Source organism: Vibrio sp. 10N.286.45.E10, assembly GCF_002874195.2.
GTDB lineage: Bacteria > Pseudomonadota > Gammaproteobacteria > Enterobacterales > Vibrionaceae > Vibrio > Vibrio crassostreae.
Window position 1 is genome coordinate 2,388,482 of sequence record NZ_MCWD02000001.1, and the last position, 24,899, is coordinate 2,413,380.

The following is a 24,899-nucleotide window of genomic DNA, read 5'->3' on the forward strand; positions in this document are numbered from 1 at the left end:
TATTCACAGTGTGACCGAGGCTTGCCGTTCAAGACTCAGTCACACTGCAAACGCCTTTATGCTTCTTCCCTACAAGGAAGCTTAAAGATATAACGACTATAATTACGTGACCCTTGGAGGACACTATGTCTGAATCTGTACGCGGTAAGTTAGGCAAATTTGCCCTACTCTCCATGACATTTGCAGCGGTATTTAACGTTCGCAACATTGTAAACAACAACATCGAATTGGGATTGAGTTCAGCCCCTATCTTTTTGCTCGCTACCCTTATTTACTTTATTCCATTCGTGTTCATCATTGCTGAATTCGTATCCGCAAATAAAAATTCTGAGTCAGGCATGTACGACTGGCTTAAAAAACCGCTAGGCTCAAAAGCAGCCTACCTAGGTTCGTTCCTATACTGGTTCGTAAACCTTTTCTGGTTTGTATCACTGCTACCAAACGTAATCGCTTATGCATCTTACGCGATGTTGGGCTATGAATACGCCTTCTCGCCAGTCGTCACATCGGCTATCTCGATTGCTCTGTTTGCAGCAGCGACTCACATCTCAACCAAAGGCGCGAGCTGGCTAGGTAAGATTGCCGAGATCGTGGCATACGGTGTATTCGCTCTGTTTGCAATCTACGTTATCGGTGCACTAATGGCACTGGGCGGCAACCATGAACCAGTAGAACCAATCACGCTTGAAGCAATGACACCGACCATCAACTGGGCAACGCTAGGTATCATGTGTTGGATCTTCCAAGCAGCCGGTGGTGCTGAAACCGCAGCCGCTTACCTAAACGATGTTAAGGGCGGTCACAAGTCTTTCATCAAGGTTATCATTGGCGCAGGTATCGCAATCGGCGCAATGTACGCAGTGGGCTCTCTACTTGTTAACGTATTCGTTGCTCGTGATGAACTGACCTACGCTGGCGGCATGGTTGAAATCTTCACTGGTATGGCGAACTACTTCGACATTTCACAATCTCTAACGGGTCGCTTCGTCGGTATTATCCTATTCGTTGCTATGTTCGGTTCGATGATGATGTGGACAGCAGCTCCAGTAAAAATTCACTTCTCTGAAATTCCTAAAGGTGTTTACGGCGAGAAGACAACAGAGCTTAACGAACACGGCGTGCCAGTACGTGCAGCTTGGTGGCAGTTCGCGTTTGTATTCGTGATGCTTGTGGTGAATGGCTTCGGCTCTGAATCAGTACAAGACATGATGAACACAGCAATCAACCTAACCGCTGGTACAGCAATGCTTCCGCCGATCTTCATCATGGTGGCGTACTTTGTATTCCGCTTGAAGCATGACGACACACCACGTGATTTCCGCATGGGTACTCGAGTTCAAGGTATGGCTGTTGTCTCTGTGCTTATCGGCATCTTCGTTGTGAGTATGACGGCATCTGCATTCCCAACAGGTGTTGACCTAGTTCAAGCCTTCTTTATCAACGTATTCATGACAGCGGTATTCTCTGGTCTCGCTTGGTGGTGGATCTCGCGCTTTGAAAAAAAGCAGGCAGGTAAAGACGCAAAGCTAGAAACAGCTAAGCAATCGTAGCACTCTGCATCCCCCCCAACTTTAAAAGCGCCTACCAAGGCGCTTTTTTTGTTTTAAATCAGATAATTAAAATAGAACTCAAAAAATAAAAACGGTGTTCCGTCAAGGTTTCAGTTCACGAAAAACACCAATTAATAGGTAATAAAACTCGAATAAAAACCAAGGTAAAACATTAACTAAATTTACTTACTCAAGGTCACATATTTGATCAATTTCGATTAACTTCCCGCCGCTTAATCTTTAATCTTCTTGCTGAAGAGACAAACTGATTCATATAAAAAAAGCGACAAAAAGCCCCTACAAGCCTTATAAATCGTCGCTCATGAAACCAGCAATCTCTTCAATGAACTTCTTAATCTTTAACTCTTTGTTTTGGTAATAAGTTTACTGAAATACCAGAGAGAAAAAGCCCAAAGAAGTCCGATCGTAAATCTATAAAAACAACAATGAGCCAACCCTGACAAAACAAAGCGGGTGTTTGCCAAACCAACATAACAATAAAAGTGCGGCCTAGAGCTTCCCTCTCTAGGACCAAGTTATAACGATCATCAACGTGATTCACCGGAGAACATCATGTCCGAAAATAAACGCAGTACGATAGGCAAATTTGCCCTACTGTCTATGACCTTCGCGGCGGTATACAGCTTCAATAACATCATTAATAACAACATCGAGATCGGTCTTTCCTCGGCTCCGATGTTCTTTCTAGCAACCATCTTCTACTTTGTGCCATTTTGTTTGATCGTTGCAGAGTTTGTGTCACTGAATAAAGACTCTGAAGCGGGTGTTTACTCTTGGGTTAAAAGCTCTCTAGGCGGTCGCTGGGCGTTTATTTCAGCTTACACCTACTGGTTTGTTAACCTATTCTTCTTCACCTCTCTGCTGCCTAGAATCATCGCTTATGCGTCGTATGCGTTCTTAGGTTTCGAGTACATATTCACGCCAATGACCACCGCGATTCTGAGTACCATTTTGTTTGCGGTCGCGACTCATATCTCTAACAACGGCGCGAAATTACTGGGCCCTATCACTTCACTAACATCCTCACTGATGCTGCTGCTAACGATGTCTTACATCTTGTTATCTGGCGGGGCTTTAGTAGGTGGTATCGAGCCAGCTGATCCAATCACCATCGAAGCAATGACACCAAGCTTCAACTGGGCATTCCTTGGCGTAATTACTTGGATTTTCATGGCGGCGGGCGGTGCGGAATCGGTCGCGGTTTACGTTAACGACATCAAAGGCGGTCACAAGTCTTTCGTTAAAGTGATCATCATCGCGGGTATCTTCATCGGTGCGCTTTACTCGGTAGGATCTGTGTTAGCGAACGTATTTGTTGCTCGTGAAGAACTTAAATTCACTGGCGGCTCAGTTCAGGTATTTGAAGGACTAGCAAGACACTTTGGACTGTCGGAAATCCTGATGAACCGTTTCGTTGGTGTGGTTTCATTCACTGCGATGTTGGGCTCTCTACTTATGTGGACGGCGACACCGGTTAAGATCTTCTTCTCTGAAATCCCTAAAGGCATCTTTGGCGAGAAGACTGTCGCGCTTAACAAACAAGGTGTACCAGAGCGTGCAGCTTGGGTTCAGTTCTTCATCGTGATTCCACTGATGTTCATCCCAACGTTGGCGTCTGACACCGTTCAAGACTTGATGAGCACCATCATCAACATGACCGCAGCAGCTTCTATGCTACCGCCACTGTTCATCATGATTGCTTACCTGCACCTGCGCGTGAAACTGGACCACCTACCACGTGATTTCCGCATGGGTTCTCGTACGGTCGGTATTACTGCAGTATCGATTCTTATCGCTATCTTTACCGTTGGCTTCTTCGCTTCTACCTTCCCTACAGGCGCAGACATCATGACCATCATCTTCTACAACGTGGGGGGGATTGTGATCTTCCTTGGCTACGCATGGTGGAAGTACGGTCAATACGAGAAAAGCTTATCTCCAGAAGAGAAAAAACTAGAAGCGAAACCTGAACCAGCGAACGCTTAGTTTTACCCTACACTCAGATCGAAAACTTAAGGCACTCCCATTTGGTGAGTGCCTTTTTATTTACAAGCCTGTTTATTTGTTCAAAATTTTATTCACACTCCAAATACCTCCCACCCCAAGCATTAGCTTACAAATTCAACTAAAAACCAAAATAAATTAAAAGTAAAAATTTACTAAAAATAGATCACACTTTTAGATCGATTTAATTTTAAACACAAAAATAATCATTAATATCGGTTTTGCGATCGTAAGTAACCTGACCAATACGCCTTGAAGAGCACCCCATATTAGAAGTCAGAACTGCTTACGAACCTTCATTTATAACCCCGACACAGAAGTGATTAAAATGAATAGTAGTTTTACTAAAACCACTCTTATTACAAGCTGTATTCTTGCTGCCCTAAGTACCACGGCCCATGCGGAAGAATCCGCAGCAAACCACAGTGATACTCAGCCTCCGAAAACAGAAACAGAAACCCTATTTAACTTTTATGGTGAGCTTGGCCTTGGTGGTCACGTTGCACTAGAAGGCGACGACAAAGGCCGTTATGCAGACGGTACTTACATCGAAGCAGGCTTGGCTATCGAGCACGGTAATTGGTTCGGTCTTGCTTACATGGAAGGCTGGACAGTACAAGCTGACGACGAAGGCAATGCTTGGGCAACTGGCCACGGCTGGGGCGGCTTTGAAGGTGGTTTTAACCGCTTTTACGCTGGCTACCGCACCGACGCTAAAACAGAGTTTATTGTTGGTCGTATGGACTCTTCATTGGATGACGTTCAATGGTGGGGTGACCCTACCGTCGAGTACGGCTACGCGATCTCAAACACGCGTGACGTACATGTTGGTGTGAAGATCCAAAACCTAGAAGGCAAGCTACGCTACAGCGTTTCTTTCGCGCCAGAATCTGACTTCTCTGAAGACGATGCTCTGGTTCATTTCGGTAAATACGACAACTTCGCAGACCAATGGAAAGATAAGAACGCCATGGTCAACGGTTACCTCCAATACGATCTGACTGACGACTTAACTTTAATGGGTGGTGGTGAAGTTCGTAACAACGATGGCGGTGAACTATTGCTATTGGGTGCTGAATACAAAAACTTTGCGACTCGTATTTGGCACGACACAGATAAAGGCAACCAAGAATCATTTGGCAGTGAATCCGGTATTCAAACCAGTGCTTGGTACGAAGCGGCTCAGGGCGTTTACCTTTCGGCAGCCTACAACTACGCAAACTTTGGTGGTGACAACGGCGACAAAGAAATCACCTCTTACATCAACGCGGGCGTTTGGTACGAATACGGAAATGGCACATTTGCGACTGCTTTCGATAGCCGCTTTGGCGTAGGCAGCGATACTGAAATCGGTGACGCTCAGGTGTTCGCAATGCAATACTTCTACTGGTAATAACAGGAATTGATCATGAAACTGAATAAATCATTCGCAGCTCTCGCTATCGGTGCAGCACTTGTTGTTACTGGTTGCGCTACAAATACAGGCTCTGAAGAGCTTCAAGCGAACCAATTTAAGAACGTTATCGACCGCACTGGTTCACCAGAATACATGCGTGACTACGACTTCGATGACCACCAACGTTTTAACCCCTTCTTCGACCTAGGTGCATGGCACGGTCACTTGTTGCCAGACACGGCTGAAGGCATGGGCGGCTTCCCGGGTACGGCGCTGCTTACTGAAGAATACATTAACTTCATGGCAGATAACTTTGACCGCCTAAGCGTGTTCAAAGATGGCAAAAAAGTCGCATTCACCATGGAAGCTTACAGCCTACCGGGCGCATTAGTTCAGACACTAAAATCTGACGATGTAACGGTAGAGATGACGATGCGTTTTGCTTCAAACCGTACTTCTCTGTTAGAAACCAAAATCACTACCGACTCGCCGGTTGAGTTAGTGTGGGATGGTGAACTACTAGAAAAGACGCACGCGAAAGAAGGCGTGGCGCAAACCGACAAAACAATCGCTGAAACTTACCCTGAGTATGACCGTCAAATCGTCGCAACCGACGATGGCCTGAAAGTCACCTTTGGTAAAGTGCGTTCAACTTGGGATCTGCTGACTTCAGGTGAGTCTGAGTACCAAGTTCACAAATCGATTCCAACGCAAACTAAAGTGGATGGCCTAACGTTTACTTCAACGGCAAACATTGAAGTATCGACAACTATCTACACCACATACTCACATGTTCTAACGGCAGAAGAAGCGCAAGCAGAACAGCCCGAAATCAAAAAGATCATGGCAAACCCTACCGATTTCTTAGCTGCATCAGCAGAGCGTTGGGAAGGCTATCTTGAGATGGGTTTAACCAACCCGAACGCAACACCAGAACAAGAGCGTGTTGCGGTTAAGGCGATGGAAACCCTAAACGGTAACTGGCGCGGCGCTGCAGGTGCGATGGAGTTTGACTCTGTAACACCATCAGTAACGGCGCGTTGGTTCTCGGGCAACCAAACTTGGCCGTGGGACACATGGAAACAAGCCTACGCAATGGCTCACTTCAACCCAGACGTAGCGAAAGATAACATCCGTGCAATGTTCGCTTACCAAATCCAAGCCGACGATGCCGTTCGCCCTTGGGATGAGGGCTACGTGCCAGATCTACTCGCTTACAACCTAAGCCCAGAACGTGGCGGCGACGGCGGTAACTGGAATGAGCGTAACACCAAACCGAGCCTAGCAGCATGGGCGGTAATGGAAGTTTATAAGACCACCAGCGATGAAGCTTGGCTAGAAGAGATGTATCCAAAGTTAGTGGCATACCACGACTGGTGGCTACGCAACCGTGACAACAACGGCAATGGCGTTCCAGAGTATGGCGCTGCTCGCGACAAAGCACACAACACACCTGAAGGTGAAATGTACTTCACCGTGGTTCGTGGCGATAAGCACGAAACAGTCGTAGGACAAGCAGCACTGGATAAAGTGGTAGCAGAAGGCAACTACGATTACATCGAGAGCCCCGCACAAACGGCTGCATCTTGGGAATCAGGCCGTGACGATGCAGCCGCATTTGGCTTCATTGATAAAGACCAGCTAGACGCATACGTTGCAAACGGTGGTAAGCGCAGCGATTGGGATGTTGAGTTCGCTCAAAACCGCGCTGAAGACGGCACACTGCTAGGCTACTCGCTACTGCAAGAATCTGTCGACCAAGCAAGCTACATGTACAGCGATAACAAGTACCTAGCAGAAATGGCTGACATTCTAGGTAAAGACGCAGAAGCAAAAGAGTTCCGTGAAAAAGCAGAACACCTATCGAACTACATCAACACTTGTATGTTCGACGAAGGCACTAACTTCTTCTACGACATTCGCATTGAAGACAAACCACTAGCCAATGGCTGTGCAGGTAAACCGATTGTAGAACGTGGTAAAGGCCCTGAAGGGTGGTCACCACTGTTCAATGGCGCAGCAACGCAAGATCACGCTGATGCGGTTGTTTCTGTGATGAAAGATACCTCAGAGTTCAACACCTACGTTCCGCTGGGTACGGCAGCGCTTTCTAGCCCAGCATTCGGCCCAGACATTTACTGGCGTGGACGCGTTTGGGTAGACCAATTCTACTTCGGTCTAAAAGGCATGGACAGCTACGGCTACCGTGATGACGCAATTGAAATGGCAGGTGCGTTCTTTGACCATGCCGATGGATTAGTTCAAGACGGTCCTATCCGTGAGAACTACAACCCATTGAACGGTGAACAACAAGGCGCACCAAACTTCTCTTGGAGTGCAGCTCACCTGTACATGCTTTACAACGATTTCTTTACTGACGCAGAGTAAATCAAACCTATACCTGTCTTCTGGAATTCAATGAAAAGATAAACTCATAAATTTCAGACTTTGGCACTCAGTATCTCGCTGAGTGCCTTTTTTACACCTGAAGCCAAATAAGCGAACAAGCATTTAGACTATTTGGCCTACCATGATCCTTTTGCTGTAGTCCGCTAACACTCGCAAGCTTTTACTCACAAAAAACAAAGAGTGCTCATGCTATGAAATCCCGCTCAAAAGTTTCATCACTCTCACTGAAACACTGGGTTCTGAAGACTTATTCGAATTTTATTTATCCTTATTAGTCTTCCGGACATTAATTTGATAGTCGTTTACTAAATAATCGCTAAACTATAGTGTCGCCTACCCCTTTTTTGAGAAAACCTAAATGCCTAATACTGATTCCACCCTAAACAAACGTATGGGAATCGTTGCGCTCACCTGGCCAATTTTTATCGAAGTTCTTTTAAGAACCGCACTCAACACCAGTGATGTATTCATGTTATCGGGATACTCGGACAAAGCCGTGTCTGCCGTTGGTGTTATTTCTCAGATATCCTTTTTCCTGATCATTGTCTCAACTATGGTCAGCAGTGGTACAGGGATTTTAATCGCGCAGTACAACGGTGCCTCCCGCACTCAAGAGAGCGCTCACGTGGGCGTAGCGAGCATCATTCTGGCCATTATTGCCGGTGTGCTACTGAGTGTGATTGCCGTTCTTGTTGCTGAATATTTTATCCCGCTCTATCAACTCGAACCTCAAGTCGAGCAATACGCACAAGAATACCTATTCATCAGTGGTGCTCTCACCTTCAATGTAACCATTGGTGTGGTTCTCACTACTATTCTGCGCAGTCATGGCTATTCAAAGTCACCAATGGTGATCAACATGATTGCTGGCGTCATCAACGTATTCGGCAACTATTGTGCCTTATATCAACCTTTTGGTTTGCCTGTATACGGCGTGCAAGGGGTTGCGACCGCGACTGTAATCAGCCAAGTGATCGGGATGTTGATCTTAATTGGTGTGGTCAGAAGCAAAGGGATAGATCTACCAGTGAAGCAGTTTAAATCTGTGCCGAAAGCCATCTATCAAAAAATCATTAAGATCGGCTCGATGAACGCAGGAGAAGTGCTCTCTTATAACATGGCTCAGATCAGCATTACCTTCTTTGTAGTGCAGATGGGCACCTCTTCACTGGCTGCGTTTACTTACGCACAAAACATCGCTCGCCTCTCTTTTGCGTTTGCACTGGCGATTGGTCAAGGCAGCCAAATCCAAACAGGCTATTACATTGGCAAGGGTTGGATCGACGAGATCACCAAGCGCGTGCAACGCTACTTTGTGGTTGGTTTTATCGCCTCAACTGCGATTACCTGCATGGTTTATGTGTTCCGTTTCGAAATTCTCGATCTGTTCACGCAAGATCCAGAGATCGTTGCGCTAACTGCCGCGCTGATTGCAGGTTCCATCATTCTTGAAGCTGGCCGAGTATTTAACCTGATCTTTATCTCTTGTCTAAAGGCCGCTGGCGACATTAAATTCCCGATCAAAATGGGTATTCTCAGCATGTGGGGCATTGGGGTTGCCATGAGCTACTTGCTTGGCGTGCATTGGGGTTATGGCGTATTAGGGGCTTGGATGGCAATAGCGATGGACGAGTGGTTCCGTGGAATCATCATGGCCTATCGCTGGCGAGCGAAGAAATGGACTCGATTCTCTTTTTAGGTTGTTGTTGATACGTCTAAATTTATCTCGACCAAAAGAAAAAAGCGCTAGGGGGAGCTAGCGCTTTTAAGACCAACTAAGTCCGTTTAGCCTGGTAGATTTTTAAGCTATATCATGAAGATATAACCAATTTTTTTACTTAGGTAAATCAAAAAACCTATTCTTTGCGACTGCTTTGAGTCGTAAATTAAGTATAGTCGGATTCTTATAATAAACCGGATTTTTCTAAAATTAATTCATATGAATTTGACGATTAACCGACACAATAAACTATTCGGAAATCACAGATGAGATCGCATTAGTAATCAGCTTTCTAAGTCGTTTATTTTTATCATCTAAATGCTTTGCCTTTCTATAAACAAGCTGGATATCAAAATCTGGAACATCAATTGGTGGCTTCACAGCTAGTAAGGTTTCTTCACTATCAATATCCTTGCGCGCGACTAGCTTGGGGACAATACACAATAGTTCTCTACCACGAATGAGCCGCTTAACAGTTAAAAAGTTACTGGAAGATATCGCGACTTTCCGGCTTAAACCGAGTTCAGCTAAACGAGTATCTACTCCCGTCTTTAAAGCCCCTGCCGGGGAAACGAGTGCGTGCTCGACAGCAACAAATTGTTCTAGCGACATAGGTTCCTCAATAGATAGAACCGATTGGTCAAGTAAACAAACATGTTGCTCCGTGTACAAATGCTTTGTTCGATACTGCTTTGATACCTCACCAAAGCTGCCTATCGTCATATCAAGCTTGGCATCTTCAAAGACTTGCTGGTAGTTACTCCGGTTTACATTGAACAACGCTACTTGGGAGTAAGGAGAGGATTGCTTAATCAGGTCAAACAATATTGGAGCGAACATCTGCTCGGCATAATCAGTGAGACCAATCTTCCAAGTCCCTTTATAAGTTTCTGCATCAAACGATTTTGACAACAGCACCTCAGACTGGATGGTATTCAGTAGCGCATCCACGGTACTTGATAGTTCAATGGCTCGGTCGGTCGCCTCCATTTTGCTACCTACACGCTCAAACAAAGGGTCATCAAACAACTTTCGTAGCCTTTGTAAGCTATGGCTCATCGCAGATTGGCTGACATAACAACGCTCAGCAGCCTTACTCACGCTATTCGTTTTATACAAAGCCTGCAGTGCAATCAACAAGTTAAGGTCGATCCCTTTCCAATTAAAATCAGCCATGCCAAACAACCCATTTCATTCATAGTTATAATTAAAACAATTAATTTGAATCATAGTTTAACTCCACCTAAATTACGCTAAACATTTATCTGGAATCGATCATGCTTTCAATTTTTAAAACCTTTTTCTGGCTTGGCTGGATTAGCTTCGGTGGACCAGCAGCACACATTGGCTACTTCCGTAAAACCTTTGTTGAAAAACTGAATTGGTTGTCCGACGAAGAGTACGGGCAAATTGTCGCCCTCAGCCAATTTCTTCCGGGCCCAGGTTCAAGTCAGGTTGGCTTTGCGGTTGGCTACAAGAAAGGAGGCTTAACAGGTGCGATTGCTGCATTTGTCGGCTTCACTTCTCCATCTGTCATTCTGATGCTGATTTTGGCGTTAGTGAGTAACCAATTGTTGGAAGCTCCGCTGTTCATCTCTGTCATCCACGGGCTTAAGTTACTCGCCGTTGTGGTTGTGGCTGATGCCACTTTCGGCATGTACAAAAACTTTTGCCAATCGAAGATCGCGACCGCCTTATGTGTGATTACCGCAATTGTTCTGCTACTGATTCCTGGCATCTGGCCTCAAGTTTTAGTGCTTCTATTTGCAGCGATCGTTGGCAGTAAGTTCTTAACCTCACAAGAGCTTAAAACGATACCTTCAACACAAAAAATATCGGTAACGCCTCTCGTGATTTTTGTTGCTTTGCTGGTTGGCTTGCCTCTATTCAGTGCTTACTCTCAAGGCATTGAAGTGTTTGGCCTGTTCTATCAAGCAGGCAGCCTAGTATTTGGTGGCGGCCACGTGGTACTTCCACTACTACAAAATGGTATTGGCGACCAACTGTCTCAAGATGCCTTCCTAACAGGTTATGCAGCGGCGCAAGCAGTACCTGGCCCGATGTTTACGTTAGCCACTTATCTAGGTTATGTGTTGATGCCATCAGCACCGATCACCGGCGCCCTACTCGCAACGATTGCTGTATTCTTACCGGGCTTATTATTGCTAATGGGTGTACTGAAGAACTGGCAGGCGATTGCAAGCAAACCTTTAGTGGCTGGTGCACTTACAGGTGTGAATGCGTCGGTTGTAGGTTTGTTATTGGCAGCACTATATCAACCCATCTTCACAAGTGTAGTGAGTAGTGGCTTAGATTTCGCTCTGATCATTGTTGGTGTGTGGTTATTGAAAACCGTGAAGTTACCTATTGTTGGGTTAGTAGGGTTGTTCATTGTCTTTGGCGCAATGACAGGACTGGCGGTCTAATAGGTTTAAGGTAAGAAGTAAGCGAACCGCTTGCTTCTTACTTTCGTCTTTCATAATTTAATCTACCTATCACCCGCTATATAGTTGGTAATTCCATCTCAAAGCTCATGCTCTCGAGGATTGATCTCTTAGCCAAATATCTCAGCTAAGTCATTCATCGTCCTTAAATCTTAAAATAGAGAGTATTCTCATCTCTCGCCTACCTCGTGATACGTTATCGAGTATCAAACCGCAGAAAAAAGACATCACCGCGATCAAAGCTATTGAGCTAGACAAAACAGCTGTAGGTAGCCTCTCAACCAATCCTGTATCAACAAAATCAACAATGACGGGGATACCCAAGATCAATGAAATAAAACCTAGCAATATCGAGAGAGAGCCAAAGAAAAACATCGGCTTTACATCTCTCAATAAGAACAAGATAAAATTTAGAATCTTGAGACCATCGCTCAAGGTGTTCAGTTTGCTGGTAGTCCCTTCAGGTCTAGATTGGTATTGAGTCGAGACTTCTTTGATTGACATATTATGGTGTAACGCATGCACGGTAAGTTCTGTTTCTATCTGGAAACCATCGCTGAAGATAGGTGCGGTTTTGACAAATCTATGGCTCATAATTCGATAGCCAGAAAACACATCATTCAATTGCGCATTGAATGCTAAGTTAATCAGAGATGAAAACATCTTGTTCCCAAGGATATGTCCCTTGGGATAAGCCATTGAAGTTCGCTCGCGACTGCCAATGATCATATCGAGCTTTTCATTATTTAGTTGGTCGATCAGCTCGGGGCATATTGAGGCGTCATAGGTATCATCACCATCAGCCATCACATAGATATCGGCGTCGATATCAGAAAACATCCGCCTCACAACCTCCCCTTTACCTTGGCGCGGCTCATGTCGCACAATCGCCCCTGCTTGTAACGCCTCGTTGACCGTGTTGTCGGTTGAATTATTGTCATAAACATAAATGGATGCATCAGGTAAGGCTTGTTGAAAAGACGTGACCGTTTCACCAATGGCTCCGGCTTCGTTATAACATGGGAGTAATACTGCGACTTTCTGTTTATTCATGCTCACTCCTTACTTTAAAAACTCGATAACCATCCTCAATTCCATCATATGTAACGTCTAACCAAGCCGGGATATTATCCCCATGAAGTCTCCTAACTAAAGAGTCCTCGCTTCCAGAGTCCTTTAGGAGAGTTAAATGAGGGTCATTACCGATCAATATATAATCAACCTTTTTATCGACTATTTTGTTTCTTGCTAGAAGCATGTCCTCTTCTAACATCACTTCGATTAAAAATTGGTTACCCACAATATTTCTATGATAAGGCGCGGCGATTATATTGTTGTTCGTTTTGGCCAATACAGGTGCACCTGTTTCTATTCCTGAAAGAATTGTATGAGAGTTAATACCGTTATCTTTCAGCACCTTAAAGATGACTGGTAACTTATCGGTCTTATCAAGTTTGGTAGTCACTTCCTCTGCTGGAGATAAAGCGAGAATGACAAACGCTAACGCCAATGGAGTACCTGAGAAAATAATCAGCATTTTCAGTAGTGAATACCTAACGTATTCAGACACTTTAATTACAAAATATGCTTGAAAAGGTGCCGCCAAAACAAAACACAACCTCATCACTCTAATCTGCCAAAACATCGCAAGGGCTAAATTAAACATAAAAATGAGATACAAGATTGCACAGTGTGGGTTTTTATTTCGAAAGAATGGATACAACATTGCGGGAACTAATAGCAACAAATAATTATCCACTGAAAAAAAGCCATTCATTGCTATGTATGTTGCGACAGATTTAGCTTCGGCAACTTGATCAAGCCAATACAACTTTAATATCGGTGGGTAATCAATAAACAAAGCACTAGTCAGTGAGGGGTAAAGAATAACAACCGGAAGTAAACACAACAAACCAAGAAAAACAAACAATAAAAATCTTTGAGTTAAGTTTTTTCTATTATTATTCAATAGGTTGTAAGCATTGACAAACACCCAACCACTAAAAAAAAGAATGATGATAATAAATGAGATTTCATCATATTTAAAAGCAAAGAACTCATCATAAGGCCTATTTAATAAAACAGCACAAGCTCCAAAAATCGAACAAGTTACGTATAACTTAGAGACATAACTAAACCACTCGTCACGAACGAAGCAGTAATACACAGTATAAATAATTAAGAAAATCATAAACAACAAAACATTATCCATCCCAGTCCATAGAGATAGAGACACGAAAACGGCCTGAGCATACACTCGCCATGATTGCCTTAGGTTGTTGATAGAAGTCGGTGTTACTGATAAGAAGAGCGTTGCCAAAATAAGTTGAATATTATGATGGTCAATAGAACCAGGTAAGAAGTGTATTATCGCAGGAGAAAAAATAGCAAACATCGTGCTGATAAAGCGGTACTTAGCGCCTAAGAAACGTTCGCATAGGTAAAAGCACGATAATGCGAAGAACAATAAATAAAGCAAAGGGACAATAGAAATCGAGATAGTATAAGCAAGGCTATTAAGGCTAGCGCATTTTAACCGCAGACTCTAAAAGCACTGAGCGGTATTCATCATTCAGTGCTGCATTCTTTTTCTTTCGAGCCATACTCATCTTTTGGGTTGTATCAAACTTAAACAAGTTGAGGGCTATTTTCCTTAACGCATTAAAAGCCAACGCACCATTTCCTTTTCTAATTCGGCATTCATCTTCTCTGAAGGTCATGTCTAACATCCAGTGCATACTCTCTACTTGCCAATGACCACGGACAGCTTTAAGTGCTTGTTCTGCATCTAATTCCAGTGAACTGATATACCAACGAGTCTCTTTGCTAACCTTGCATGTTATGGAGTGCTCGACCTCAGAAGTGATTTTAATAATGCTTCTAAGTCCCTCCCAATGATATTGTTTAGTCAGCCATTCTTTATCAACCACAAGGTGCTCACAGTGTCGCGTCTCGATTCGACCATGTCCTGCGTCTACATCCGTGTGTTGAGCATAGTTCTTCTCGGTGAATTGCTCTCGACACGCCTTATGCCACCAAGCTTCTAGCTCTGCCTGCATCGTTGAGTGATTCCCTTTTAGGGCCAAGACATAGTCCGCTTTGCTTTGAACTATTTGTTTGGCAATCTTGCGCTGACAACCCATCGCATCGAGTGTGATGATGCAGTTCTCTATATCAAGTAAGGTTAACAATTTAGGAATAGCGGTTATTTCATTGCTTTTATCGTCAACGGCGGCCTGACCTAAAACAAGTTGGTTGGAGCAACTCCACGCACTCACCGAATGAAGCGGATTTTTTCTTCCGCGAGTATCGAAAGAGTGGCGTGCTGTTTTGCCATCTACGGCAATGATATCAGTGCCTGTCGTTTGAACTAGCGTCTTCATCCACGACTGAAACGCTTGCTCAATCTCATCTGCTCTGAGTTTGGTGATAACTCTTGCAATTGTATCGTGACGAGGGATGCCATTGAGGAATGGACGGTATTTACGAAGCCAATCTAAACGATTATGGCCGAAATCTTCGATGTCCTCCCAGCCCTCCGCGCCAGAAATCACCGCACTAATAGCAAGTAAAAGAATATCTAAGAGTTGGTGTTTTTTACATCGTTCAATGCGAGGGTCAACGATGTTTTCGAAATGCTCTAGAAACGAATCAGACATGGAAAAGACTCTAAATGGATAATAGTTACCAGATCTGATCCCTTAAATTAGGAAAAGTTCAAATTTATAATGATCTTGCCTTAGCAAGGCTATCATCAACCATAAATATCAATGGGAAAGCGACTGAAGAGAGCATTAGATCAGGAAATCGAGACCAATGAATAATAATACCGTCATCGGCATTAAAGTTACTCATTGGCTCTAGGTACCAATGACCATTCCTCATCCACTCCTGAAACTGAACAAAACGCATATAATCGTCATTGTCATTCAGGTTGAGTATTGAAATGCTCTCCCACTTATAAATAAATATAAAAATGGCACATACGAGCCAAATTACAGAAATAGCTATGATGTCTTTGTTAAAACTCTCACTTTTAGGCAATATGAATATCCTTTTCATTAAGCCAAAATCAATTCACTATTGTTCCATCTCTCTCACTTCCGCTAGTGCTCTGTTTAAGTTTTCATTTGCTACTTTGTAGTAAGATGATTTTTTATCGATAGCTTGCTGTAGATATGGAACCGCCTGATCAGGTTTTCCTTGTAAGATGAGGAAGTAGCCAACATTATTCAACGCTTCCGGGGCATCCATGTGCCTCATGAACACGTTGGTTGCCTTTTTAATATCCCCAGAGGCTAAATAAATAAGTGCTAGATTATTCTGAGCTTTTTCATTATTCGGTTCTAACTCTAAGGCTGAACGCGTGTATTGATACGCTTCCTTATAGTTACCATACATGTAGTGGGAGTAGCCCATATTCAACAAAGCTTTGACTGAGCTTTTATCTATCGTCAGTGACTTTTTGAAGTACTCTTGTGCGATCTGATGCTTTCCGTCAACATCTTCCAATACACCAATCCCCATATAAGCCAATGCTGGGGACATGCTGTCTACCTTCAAACTGGCCACTTCACTTTGACTCAACGCTTGGTAATTTTGGATAGTTTCGCTGCTTTTTAAACGAACCTGGTCTGAATTAATCGCTTTAAAGAAATAGCTTCGACCTTCATCGGTACGGCGTTGCTTGGTATACAAAACACCTAACTGCTCCAATACTTCGGTGTGGGCAGGATTAAAATCTAGCGCTGCTAGGTAAGCTTTCTCGGCCAACGCATAGTTACCGCGAGACGAATGTATTTGGCCAATAGTGAACAAGGTTTTATCGTGAAACTCTTTTTCAGGGAAGGACAAAGAGCGTATATATTCATATAAAGCCAAGTCTATATTGTTGTCTCGCAGAGCAATGATCTGCACCAGAAGTTTTGGACACTGAGTTAAGTGAGTACAATCACTAACGAGGTGAACAATGACAACTAAGAAAACACGAATCAAACATGCTCCTGAATTTAAATCCGAAGCACTTAAGTTGGCAGAGAAAGTCGGTGTCGCTGCTGCGGCACGACAGCTATCGTTGTATGAATCTCAAATTTATGGATGGCGTAAAGCCGTCAAAAAAGATGCGAAAATCAGCGATAGAGAAAGGGAACTCGCCACTGAAAATGCCAAACTCAAACGGTTATTGGCTGAGCAAGCTGAAGAGCTAGATATCGTAAAAAAGGCCGCCACCTACTTCGCGAAAAATCTAAAGTAGATTGCTATGAGTTTATGCTCGAACACCTTATGCAATATAGGATTGTCCGTATGGCTAAGGTGTTTGGGGTTTCTCGAAGTGGGTTTTATTATTGGATTGATAATCGCCATAAAGTCACTCAACGCAACGAGCACCGAAAGCAGCTTGACAGCAAAGTTCGAGAAGTCTTTGATGATAAAAAGGAACGCGACGGTGCAAGGCGTATTCAAAAAGAACTTGAGGCAAATGGTAATAAGCACGATGTAAAAACCATTGCCACGAGCATGAAGCGCCAGAGCTTAGTCGCGAAGGCAGCCCGTAAGTTTAAATGTACGACAGACAGCAAGCATAGGCTTCCTGTTGCCCCCGAACTTGCTAGAGCAAGATTTTAATGCGACAGCACCAAACCAAAAATGGGCTGGAGATATTACCTATCTAGCGACAAGCGAAGGTTGGATGTATTTGGCGGTTGTTATCGACTTGTACTCACGGCAAGTAGTTGGTTGGTCAATGAGCACCAGAATGACCGCGACTCTGGTCTGTGATGCGCTATCAATGGCATTGTTCCGTAGAGGCATGCCCGAAGGGGTAATTATCCATAGTGATAGAGGTAGCCAATATTGTTCAAAAGATTACAGAGACTTAATCTCAGCCCATAATCTAAAACAAAGTATGAGTAGGAAGGGAAATTGCTGGGATAACGCCTGTGTTGAAAGCTTTTTCCACTCAATGAAAGTAGAAGCCGTTCAATACGAGCCGATAATGACGCGAGAAGAGATGCGCCAAGCACTTTTTGAATATATCGAAGTTGATTATAATCGAACAAGAAGGCACAGTGCCCTTGGGTATCTAAGTCCAGTTAACTTTGAAAAACAATATGTCGCTTAATGCGGTGTCCAGTCTAACTGGAGCAGATCAATAGCTCTTAAAAAATATAAGAGTAATCCAAAACAAAAAAACACCACGAATCCAACTAAGGACATTAAAAAAACATCAAAGGTGTAATTGCGGTTAAACATTGATAAAAAGTACACAAACAAAAACAGTATCAATATTTTGTTTGGTATACGATGTTTCTCAACATCGTATACCGAAACTGCAATTAGCAACGCCCAAAAAACTGAAGGCTCATTAATCATATATTCAATTCATACACTCGAAAAAATGCTCTGGATTTTGCTAAGTAAGGCTGTTGCCATCCCAGAAAAAACCAATCCTATAGCAATGACAAGTAACGCAGCAGCGACAATGTAGGCAACCGAAGTAAGCCCTCTTTGCTGTCTCACTCCTAACCGATCATAGACCATTAACAATACTGTTCAGTTTCGCTGCGAGTGTAGCCCCTAAACCAGAAAATACGGTTGTTAAACCTAATACCAATAAAGCTGCACCGATTACATACTCGATTACAGTCAACCCTTCTTCATCTTTCATGAATTCTTTACAATTATTCAAAAACTTATCCATGAGAACCTCTCCTTGATTTACGTATCAGGCTTTGTTTACCTGTAAACTAAATCTAGAGGTGAGAGATATATTAGGTTAGGATTTTCTTGCCATTTACTTGCACTTTTTTGTGGTACTTCTAATCTAATTATTACGCATCTTAATTTATCTATTTTTAAACTCGAAGTTGAATATGAAATAGAGTTGGCATTTATATGAAAGTAGTCACACCTTTATTATCAGATAAAGACAGTGAATTTAATGCTGTTATTATCAATAAAATAAACCACTACTTCCCCATTGAAAATTATAAGCAAGATATATCTATAATCAGTAACTTAGATGTCAGACTGGTATTTTTTATCTTGAATAGACCGGATAAACTTCAACTACTTACAATGGCATTATCTATTTGTGAAAACTTGAACAAGCGAATAGTCATTATTTGCTCGGACCAGTTACCTAATATCGTTCGAAATCATAAGAATATATTTTTCATTATCGAAACAAACAGCAATCATCTCAGGGCGTCCGCATGAATGGTTAAGATTTAGCCATCGATGTAAATCCAGCCATAAGAACTTGTTCCAAGTAGGCAGGCTTCATCATACACCGCTTCTGTTTCATCGGTACGCTAATCTTGGTTGACTCAGCTCTGAGCATGTTCAATGCCATATGTCTTAATCCCGCCATGTTTTCAGCAGCATTTTCTCTATAAATCTGACAAGCATCTTCACCCATACTGACATCTAAAATCCAATGCATGGATTCAATGCCCCAGTGGGCACGGATAGCCTCTCTTGCCTGCTCTGAGGTCAGTTCTGCTGAACTAATGTAGTAACGATACTCCAACTCTGGAGCCTTGCCTTTTGTTGCTCGGTAGTTTTCGACCATCACAATACTGGTTAACCTATCCCAAGTGGAGAAGTCACCCTCCAACTCACGAGCACTCAGGATATGACAAGTACGCGCTTCAATCCGGCCCTTCTGCTTCTCAACTTGATACCTATCCCAGTCAATCGGATCTCGCCGGCGTGAGGAGAAGGCGGACTGAATCGAGGCCGCTAACTTGCCTTGATTACCCTTAACCGATAATAAGTAATCACCGCCTTTGCTCGTGATAGCCTTTGCTATCTTAGTCTGGCAGGCCATCGCATCAATCGTCACGATAGCACCTCGTAAGTCGAGCATCTGGAGGAGTGCAGGTATCGCTGTGATTTCATTACTCTTAGCATCGGTTTTTAGCTGACCTAATACGAGTTGATTAGCACAGGAATAAGCACTCACCATGTGAATGGTGCTTTGCCTGTCGTTTCTGTCATAGGAACCCCGTAAAGTTTTGCCGTCAATGGCTACCACCTCACCACCAGTTAACTTGTGCACTGCTTTCATCCAGGCTAGAAAGCAATCTCGGAACTCTGCCGGGTCGATGTTTGAAATCAGACGAGCAAAGGTATCATCAACCGGCACACCTTTTTCGAATAAACCATGTTTAAGAAACCATTCATGGTGTCCGAGAACATACTCGCGAATATCAGTCCAGCCTTGACCTCCGGCTATTACGGCACAAATTGAACCAAATAAAATGTCGAACAGAGGATAGTCTACTTTTGCGCTTTGTCGTTCGTCTCGAATGATGCTGAAATACGTTTTGATGGTATCTAAATTCATGGGTGCTCCTCAAAAGAGGAGAATAAGATCACAACCAACCCATCAGGTCAACGTTAGTCAACCATTGGGCGAAAAATGTTCATGATCTTGCCCTGGCAATCATCTGACCAGTACATTCGAAGAACTTAAGCGTAAAACACAGCATATCTTCGAACCTCACTTCGATCTCGACAGAGACATAAATAACAACAATCAACTGCCTACCAAATTGTTTACTTCTGAGGTTGTTAACTATGTTATGGATAACATAAACAAAGAAATCAGAGAAACGGAGATCGCCGAGAAGTGCCATTGTTCAACAACCTACTTTTCGAAAAAGTTTCATCTACACTTTGGGGTAAGCTTTAGAGACTTTGTTTGTGACAAAAGAGTTCTACTAGCTAAAAAGTTGATTGAGGCGGATACCGAGTCAAAAATTGCTGTAATTGCCTATCAATGTGGATACAAGGATGTGTCGTATTTTTCGAGAATTTTTAAGAAAAGGACTGGTGTAACCCCAGCAAGTTACAGGCGTGCCTGCACAGATAACAGAAAACGCTAATTTTACTCCCTAAAAGAAAAAATCATGGTACATTTAACATGATTTTAACAAAAATAACTTAGCGAAAAACATGGAGTTAGACAATGATTCAGCCTAACGAGTTTAGCCAAGAACAAGCAACAGCTCTCCCTACACCCAATGACATGATTTTAAAATGGGCAGAAGAACGCCCAAACGAAGTCTATTTGAAACAGATTATTAACCGCCAATTTGTCGAATTTACTTATAAAGAAGTAGCCGACAAAGCACTGAAACTGGCGTCAGCACTAGAAGGGCTCGGCGCCCAACCGGGCGATCGAGTCGCTCTCGTATCGAAAAACTGTGCAGAGTGGTTCATCTGCGACCTTGCCATGATGTTAGGAGATTTTGTCAGCGTCCCAATCTTTCCAACAGCTGGTGCAGATACCATCCAATACTGTATTGAGCACAGTGAAAGTAAAATAGTGATTGCAGGTAAGCTAGATGATCCTGCTGCTACCCAAAAGGTACTGGATGACAATCCGAGCTTAATCAGCATCTCTCTACCATACGATACGGCTGCCAAATGCCAACACACATTTGAACAGCTGATCGATACGCATGAACCATCCACCAAACGTCCTCAACATCACGACGACAAGTTAATGTCATTAGTGTATACATCCGGCACCTCTGGATTACCAAAAGGGGCAATGCTTACATACGGCGCCTTTACATGGTCAGTTCAAAGACTGATCGACCATATTGGTATCCAACCCGGCGATCGCCTGTTTTCTTACCTACCACTTGCTCATATTACAGAACGCGTTTACATCTTTGGTTCTTCAGTCATGGGTGGCGTGGTCACGGCTTTCCCTGAATCTTTAGACACGTTTATTGATGATGTGAAAATGCATCGTCCTACTCTGTTTATTTCAGTTCCTCGCTTATGGACGCTGTTCCAGCAGCGAATCCAAGACAAATTGCCTCAGAAGAAACTGAACTTCTTACTTAAGATTCCGTTTATCAACAACATCATTAAGAAGAAGCTGGCTGACGGTTTAGGATTAGATCAAGCTCGTGTTCTTGGATGTGGCTCAGCTCCAGTATCACCCGCTCTACTGGCATGGTATGAGAGTGTTGGTTTGCACATTACCGAGGCATGGGGCATGACAGAGTCTTTCGCCTATAGCACGCTCAACTACCCATTCAGAGCCGATAAAATTGGTACGGTTGGTAATGCAGGTCCAGGGATCGAACTCAAAATAGCTGAAGATGAAGAGATTCTAGTTCGAGGCAAAGGCTTATTCTCTGGTTACTACAAAAATGATATTGCAACCCAAGAATCTTTTAACTCCGATGGTTGGCTTCATACCGGTGATATCGGTGATATCGATAGTGAAGGTTACCTAACGATTCGCGGGCGTAAGAAAGATACCTTTAAAACCGCTAAAGGTAAGTTCGTTGCTCCTGTGCCTATCGAAAATAAACTCTTTGAGTACAGCCGCGTAGAAATGATGTGTTTGATAGGTCTTGGTCTACCAGGCCCAATCCTACTGGTGGTACCGCATGACTTCCCTAACTTTGACCGAGCTCGTTATGAGAGAACGACAAAGCGCGTTATCGAGAAAATGAACGAGCAGCTCGGCTCACATGAGAAGATCAAGGGTGTACTGATGATTAAGGAACCATGGAGCATTGAGAATGGCGTGTTAACCCCTACTCTCAAAATCAAGCGACATATTCTTGAGCAGAAATACCATGAAATCGGACATAACTGGCCAAAAGATAAATTGGTGGTTTGGGAAGAATAATCAAAACCGAGAGGGAGCCATTACGGCTCCTTTTTTGTAAGCTCAAATTATAAGTACTTAGTATAATCCGCAGCATCACTACTCTCATTATCCAAACCGATATCATCTCTCATTCGGCTACTTAGCGATTCCGAGCAAATAATTTGTCTCGATTTAGTCACCTTCCTCATCTTATTTTTATCAATAGTTTTAAGTGCCTGAGTAACAAATCTGCCAACCCAACAGGTTATTGCTTTCATTTTCCCTCTCTTGTATTCCCTGTTTATTTGTCGCTATTATGGAAACTACCTGTTCGATAAGCGAACAACCATTATTAACAAGAACTATAAGCTGAGATTATGGACAATAGACTGCGCTACCTTTCAGGTCTCCGTTACTTTGAAGTTGCGGCTCGCTTAAGCAGTTACAGCAAAGCTGCTGAAGAGCTGTTCGTCAGTCAAGCTGCCGTCAGCCAGAAGATTCGACAGTTAGAACAGCAGGTTGGATGTAAGCTCTTTATTCGTAAGGGGCGAGCAATGACTTTGACACACGAAGGACACACGCTTTTTAAACATGTATCTGATGGATTTCAAGAGGTGATACTGGGATTGAACAAGATCCAGTCTGAACCCATTCAAGGGCTACTTGTTGTTAGAAGTCCACCCTCTTTTGCGACGCGTTGGTTGCTGCCTAGGCTTTGGAAGTTCTCAGTGAAGCATCCAGAGATCCCGATCAAGGTGCTAACAGGCTGCGACACACCAAATTTAAAGCATGGCGAGATTGATGTAGCTATTCGACAAGGTGAAGACTTATATGTGGAAGAAGGCTTGACTCTTAAGATGCTAATTAACGAGCCTATCTACCCTTTTTGCTCCCCCGAGTTAGCAAAATCTCTGAAATTCACATCACCAGAACAACTCCTCAAGTGTTGGCTGATTCAGTTTGATAGCGGTTGTTTCCCTTGGGAGGAATGGTTTAGACAAGCAAACATATCTACCCAAAGCAGCACCATTCAATGGATGGAAGTCGGTACATTTGATATGGGGCTAACCACAGTCATGGCGGGACATGGCGTTTGCCTAGCAACGGACAGCTTGGCTGGTGACTTCATCGAACGCGGCTTGCTAGTAAAACCCTTTGATATAGGCATGACGCCTGGTGTTCAAGTAAACCTATGTTTTGACCCCAACTCCCCGAGAAAAGAGCGTATTACAGCGTTCACCAATTGGTTACACGAAGAAGTAAACGAGCTATTGGAGAATTAGCTCTCAACTATCGATTCCTCAAATAAGCAATGAGCTTAAATAAGCAACAAGCTTAACTCAACATAGAACTGTAACGTAAACCTCCCGACACCGACAAAACTATGTTGAGCAAAAGCAACGTTGAGTTAAAAGCTACGCTGCCCTGAATCACTCCCAAAATGACTTCTTCAGTTCTTTCTCGACTTGCTCTGAAGTAACCCCGATATCTCTCAATAAATAGTCGGGAAGCTCAGACAACTGCTTTCTGGTTCTACGATTCCGAATATACAGTCTCAATTTAGAATAGAATTTCTTAGTTGATAACGATGACAAAAGTGAATGGTTGGTATTTGCTGTTACTGTGATCGTATTCATACCCTTTCTCCTGTTGATCTTTTGCTTTGTTATGGTCAATAATCGACCAACAGAGCAACATCGACAAACGATAGATACTGGCATTCAGTTAAGGAAAACTAATGTGAGAGAGCGAACTCCACCATTCCAAGGGATCTACTATTTTTATACTGCAGCTGAAACTGGCAGTTTTAAGCTCGCAGCAGAAAAGCTATTTGTTACTGCTGCCGCGGTGAGTCAACAAATTCGTCAACTTGAGGAATGGTTAGGAGCTGACCTCTTTATTCGCCAGCACCGAAAAATAGTATTAACCCATGAAGGCGAAGTACTGTACCTGCAAGCGAAGAAAGGCTTTGCTCATATTCAAGATGGGGTGAGACGAATCAACCAAGATCCTAACCCTACTCAGCTGTCGATCTCTACCGTGCCTTCCTTTGCTCAGCATTGGCTCGTACCCAGAATTGGCGACTTCCGCGATCGCCATCCAGATTTATCTATGTTGATAGAACCGACCAACAAACTGGTCACCTTTGAGGATTCCAATGTCGATATTTGTGTTCGCTACGGTCACGGTAACTACCCAAACATCGAATCACGTTGGTTAATGGACGAAGTGGTTTACCCTGTCTGCCATCCTATCTATCAAGAGAAACATGGTATTTATGAGATCGACGATCTGCATAAAGCAGAATTGATTGAAGACCGCTGGCCTGATATGGATTGGAATCTTTGGCTACAAGTCGCAGGAGTAAAAGCTGGCCGTACATCATTGCAATTTGATGGCTCTCATTTTGTGTTAGAAGGTGCGCTATCCGTTCAAGGCGTAGCCTTGGTTAAGCACAGCTTGGTGTATCGCTACTTGCAGGAAAAGAAACTCGTCCGAATCGGAAACATAGCACTGAAGCCTAAATACAATTATTTTTTATGTGCACCTCCAGGTTACTTCCATCGAGAAAAGATAAAACGCTTCGAAGAATGGATGCAGACTCAAGTTAAATTATTTGGTGATACAGGTAGAGAAGAATTGTCGATTATCCACACCGATTACGAACTTAAATGGTCTGATAATTCATAAAGCGAAACTGGTATACTGAGCTCAAATAAATGGCGAGAAC

15 protein-coding genes and 7 pseudogenes are annotated in these 24,899 nt (G+C 43.4%); 12 read left to right on the top strand and 10 right to left on the bottom strand.

Annotation, left to right across the window (positions count from 1 at the left end; all coding sequences use genetic code 11):
* Positions 1-125 precede the first annotated feature (125 nt).
* The 5 genes from BCU34_RS10545 to BCU34_RS10565 all read left to right on the top strand — a co-directional run bounded on the left by BCU34_RS10545 (position 126) and on the right by BCU34_RS10565 (position 9,079).
* Positions 126-1,550, top strand: coding sequence for an amino acid permease (locus BCU34_RS10545; protein WP_048605567.1), 1,425 nt, complete (start codon positions 126-128; stop codon positions 1,548-1,550).
* Between the two features lie 573 nt (positions 1,551-2,123).
* Positions 2,124-3,557, top strand: coding sequence for an amino acid permease (locus BCU34_RS10550; protein ID WP_048668902.1), 1,434 nt, complete (start codon positions 2,124-2,126; stop codon positions 3,555-3,557).
* A 346-nt stretch (positions 3,558-3,903) separates the two neighbouring features.
* Complete coding sequence (gene ygjJ / locus BCU34_RS10555) at positions 3,904-4,968, top strand: protein YgjJ (protein WP_102479437.1); 1,065 nt, start codon at positions 3,904-3,906, stop codon at positions 4,966-4,968.
* A gap of 15 nt (positions 4,969-4,983) precedes the next feature.
* The gene (gene ygjK / locus BCU34_RS10560) at positions 4,984-7,359 is read left to right on the top strand and encodes an alpha-glucosidase (RefSeq protein WP_102479438.1); all 2,376 of its coding nucleotides are present in this window, start codon (positions 4,984-4,986) and stop codon (positions 7,357-7,359) included.
* 379 nt (positions 7,360-7,738) lie between these two features.
* A complete protein-coding gene (locus BCU34_RS10565) occupies positions 7,739-9,079 on the top strand; it encodes an MATE family efflux transporter (RefSeq protein ID WP_102479927.1) in 1,341 nt (446 codons plus the stop codon).
* A gap of 270 nt (positions 9,080-9,349) precedes the next feature.
* Here BCU34_RS10565 and BCU34_RS10570 read toward each other — a convergent pair whose 3' ends face one another.
* The gene (locus BCU34_RS10570; protein WP_048658126.1) at positions 9,350-10,276 is read right to left on the bottom strand and encodes a LysR family transcriptional regulator; all 927 of its coding nucleotides are present in this window, start codon (positions 10,274-10,276) and stop codon (positions 9,350-9,352) included.
* A 101-nt stretch (positions 10,277-10,377) separates the two neighbouring features.
* On the opposite strand from BCU34_RS10570, the gene chrA reads away from it, so the two are divergent.
* Complete coding sequence (gene chrA, locus BCU34_RS10575) at positions 10,378-11,526, top strand: chromate efflux transporter (protein WP_102432811.1); 1,149 nt, start codon at positions 10,378-10,380, stop codon at positions 11,524-11,526.
* Positions 11,527-11,676: 150 nt separating this feature from the next.
* Here the strand turns inward: chrA and BCU34_RS10580 are convergent, their stop codons facing one another.
* The 5 genes and pseudogenes from BCU34_RS10580 to BCU34_RS10600 all read right to left on the bottom strand — a co-directional run.
* Entirely contained in the window at positions 11,677-12,597 is a 921-nt protein-coding gene (locus BCU34_RS10580; protein WP_048658128.1) for a glycosyltransferase family 2 protein, read from the bottom strand.
* Positions 12,590-14,062, bottom strand: a pseudogene (locus BCU34_RS10585) (hypothetical protein); the annotation flags it as partial. The pseudogene BCU34_RS10585 and the gene BCU34_RS10580, both read right to left, overlap by 8 nt.
* Before the next feature lie 4 nt (positions 14,063-14,066).
* Positions 14,067-15,203, bottom strand: coding sequence for an ISAs1 family transposase (locus BCU34_RS10590; RefSeq protein ID WP_413216405.1), 1,137 nt, complete (start codon positions 15,201-15,203; stop codon positions 14,067-14,069).
* Positions 15,204-15,270: 67 nt separating this feature from the next.
* Positions 15,271-15,606 (bottom strand): annotated as a pseudogene (locus tag BCU34_RS10595) (hypothetical protein); the annotation flags it as partial.
* A gap of 18 nt (positions 15,607-15,624) precedes the next feature.
* Positions 15,625-16,455 (bottom strand): annotated as a pseudogene (locus tag BCU34_RS10600) (tetratricopeptide repeat protein); the annotation flags it as partial.
* Positions 16,456-16,513: 58 nt separating this feature from the next.
* Between BCU34_RS10600 and BCU34_RS10605 the strand changes: the two are divergent.
* Positions 16,514-17,665, top strand: a pseudogene (locus tag BCU34_RS10605) (IS3 family transposase).
* A gap of 29 nt (positions 17,666-17,694) precedes the next feature.
* On the opposite strand, the pseudogene BCU34_RS10610 reads toward BCU34_RS10605, so the two are convergent.
* Together BCU34_RS10610 and BCU34_RS10615 are read right to left on the bottom strand one after the other, a co-directional pair.
* Positions 17,695-17,916 (bottom strand): annotated as a pseudogene (locus BCU34_RS10610) (prepilin peptidase); the annotation flags it as partial.
* A 157-nt stretch (positions 17,917-18,073) separates the two neighbouring features.
* Positions 18,074-18,244: a Flp family type IVb pilin gene (locus BCU34_RS10615; protein ID WP_102480233.1), complete on the bottom strand. Its 171-nt coding sequence runs from the start codon at positions 18,242-18,244 to the stop codon at positions 18,074-18,076.
* A 194-nt stretch (positions 18,245-18,438) separates the two neighbouring features.
* On the opposite strand from BCU34_RS10615, the pseudogene BCU34_RS10620 reads away from it, so the two are divergent.
* Positions 18,439-18,756, top strand: a pseudogene (locus BCU34_RS10620) (AraC family transcriptional regulator); the annotation flags it as partial.
* A gap of 10 nt (positions 18,757-18,766) precedes the next feature.
* Here BCU34_RS10620 and BCU34_RS10625 read toward each other — a convergent pair.
* Positions 18,767-19,894, bottom strand: a complete 1,128-nt coding sequence (locus BCU34_RS10625) for an ISAs1 family transposase (protein WP_102480625.1) — start codon at positions 19,892-19,894, stop codon at positions 18,767-18,769.
* A 97-nt stretch (positions 19,895-19,991) separates the two neighbouring features.
* On the opposite strand from BCU34_RS10625, the pseudogene BCU34_RS10630 reads away from it, so the two are divergent.
* The 3 genes and pseudogenes from BCU34_RS10630 to BCU34_RS10640 form a co-directional block, all read left to right on the top strand.
* Positions 19,992-20,435, top strand: a pseudogene (locus BCU34_RS10630) (helix-turn-helix domain-containing protein); the annotation flags it as partial.
* An 83-nt stretch (positions 20,436-20,518) separates the two neighbouring features.
* Positions 20,519-22,207, top strand: coding sequence for an AMP-binding protein (locus BCU34_RS10635; RefSeq protein ID WP_102479080.1), 1,689 nt, complete (start codon positions 20,519-20,521; stop codon positions 22,205-22,207).
* Positions 22,208-22,545: 338 nt separating this feature from the next.
* Positions 22,546-23,451 carry a LysR substrate-binding domain-containing protein gene (locus tag BCU34_RS10640; protein WP_102432822.1) on the top strand — a complete coding sequence of 302 codons (906 nt, stop codon included), beginning with the start codon at positions 22,546-22,548 and terminating at the stop codon, positions 23,449-23,451.
* Positions 23,452-23,598: 147 nt separating this feature from the next.
* Here BCU34_RS10640 and BCU34_RS10645 read toward each other — a convergent pair whose 3' ends face one another.
* A complete protein-coding gene (locus BCU34_RS10645; RefSeq protein WP_102432823.1) occupies positions 23,599-23,805 on the bottom strand; it encodes a DUF1127 domain-containing protein in 207 nt (68 codons plus the stop codon).
* A gap of 103 nt (positions 23,806-23,908) precedes the next feature.
* On the opposite strand from BCU34_RS10645, the gene BCU34_RS10650 reads away from it, so the two are divergent.
* Complete coding sequence (locus BCU34_RS10650; protein ID WP_102479081.1) at positions 23,909-24,859, top strand: LysR substrate-binding domain-containing protein; 951 nt, start codon at positions 23,909-23,911, stop codon at positions 24,857-24,859.
* Positions 24,860-24,899 lie beyond the last annotated feature (40 nt).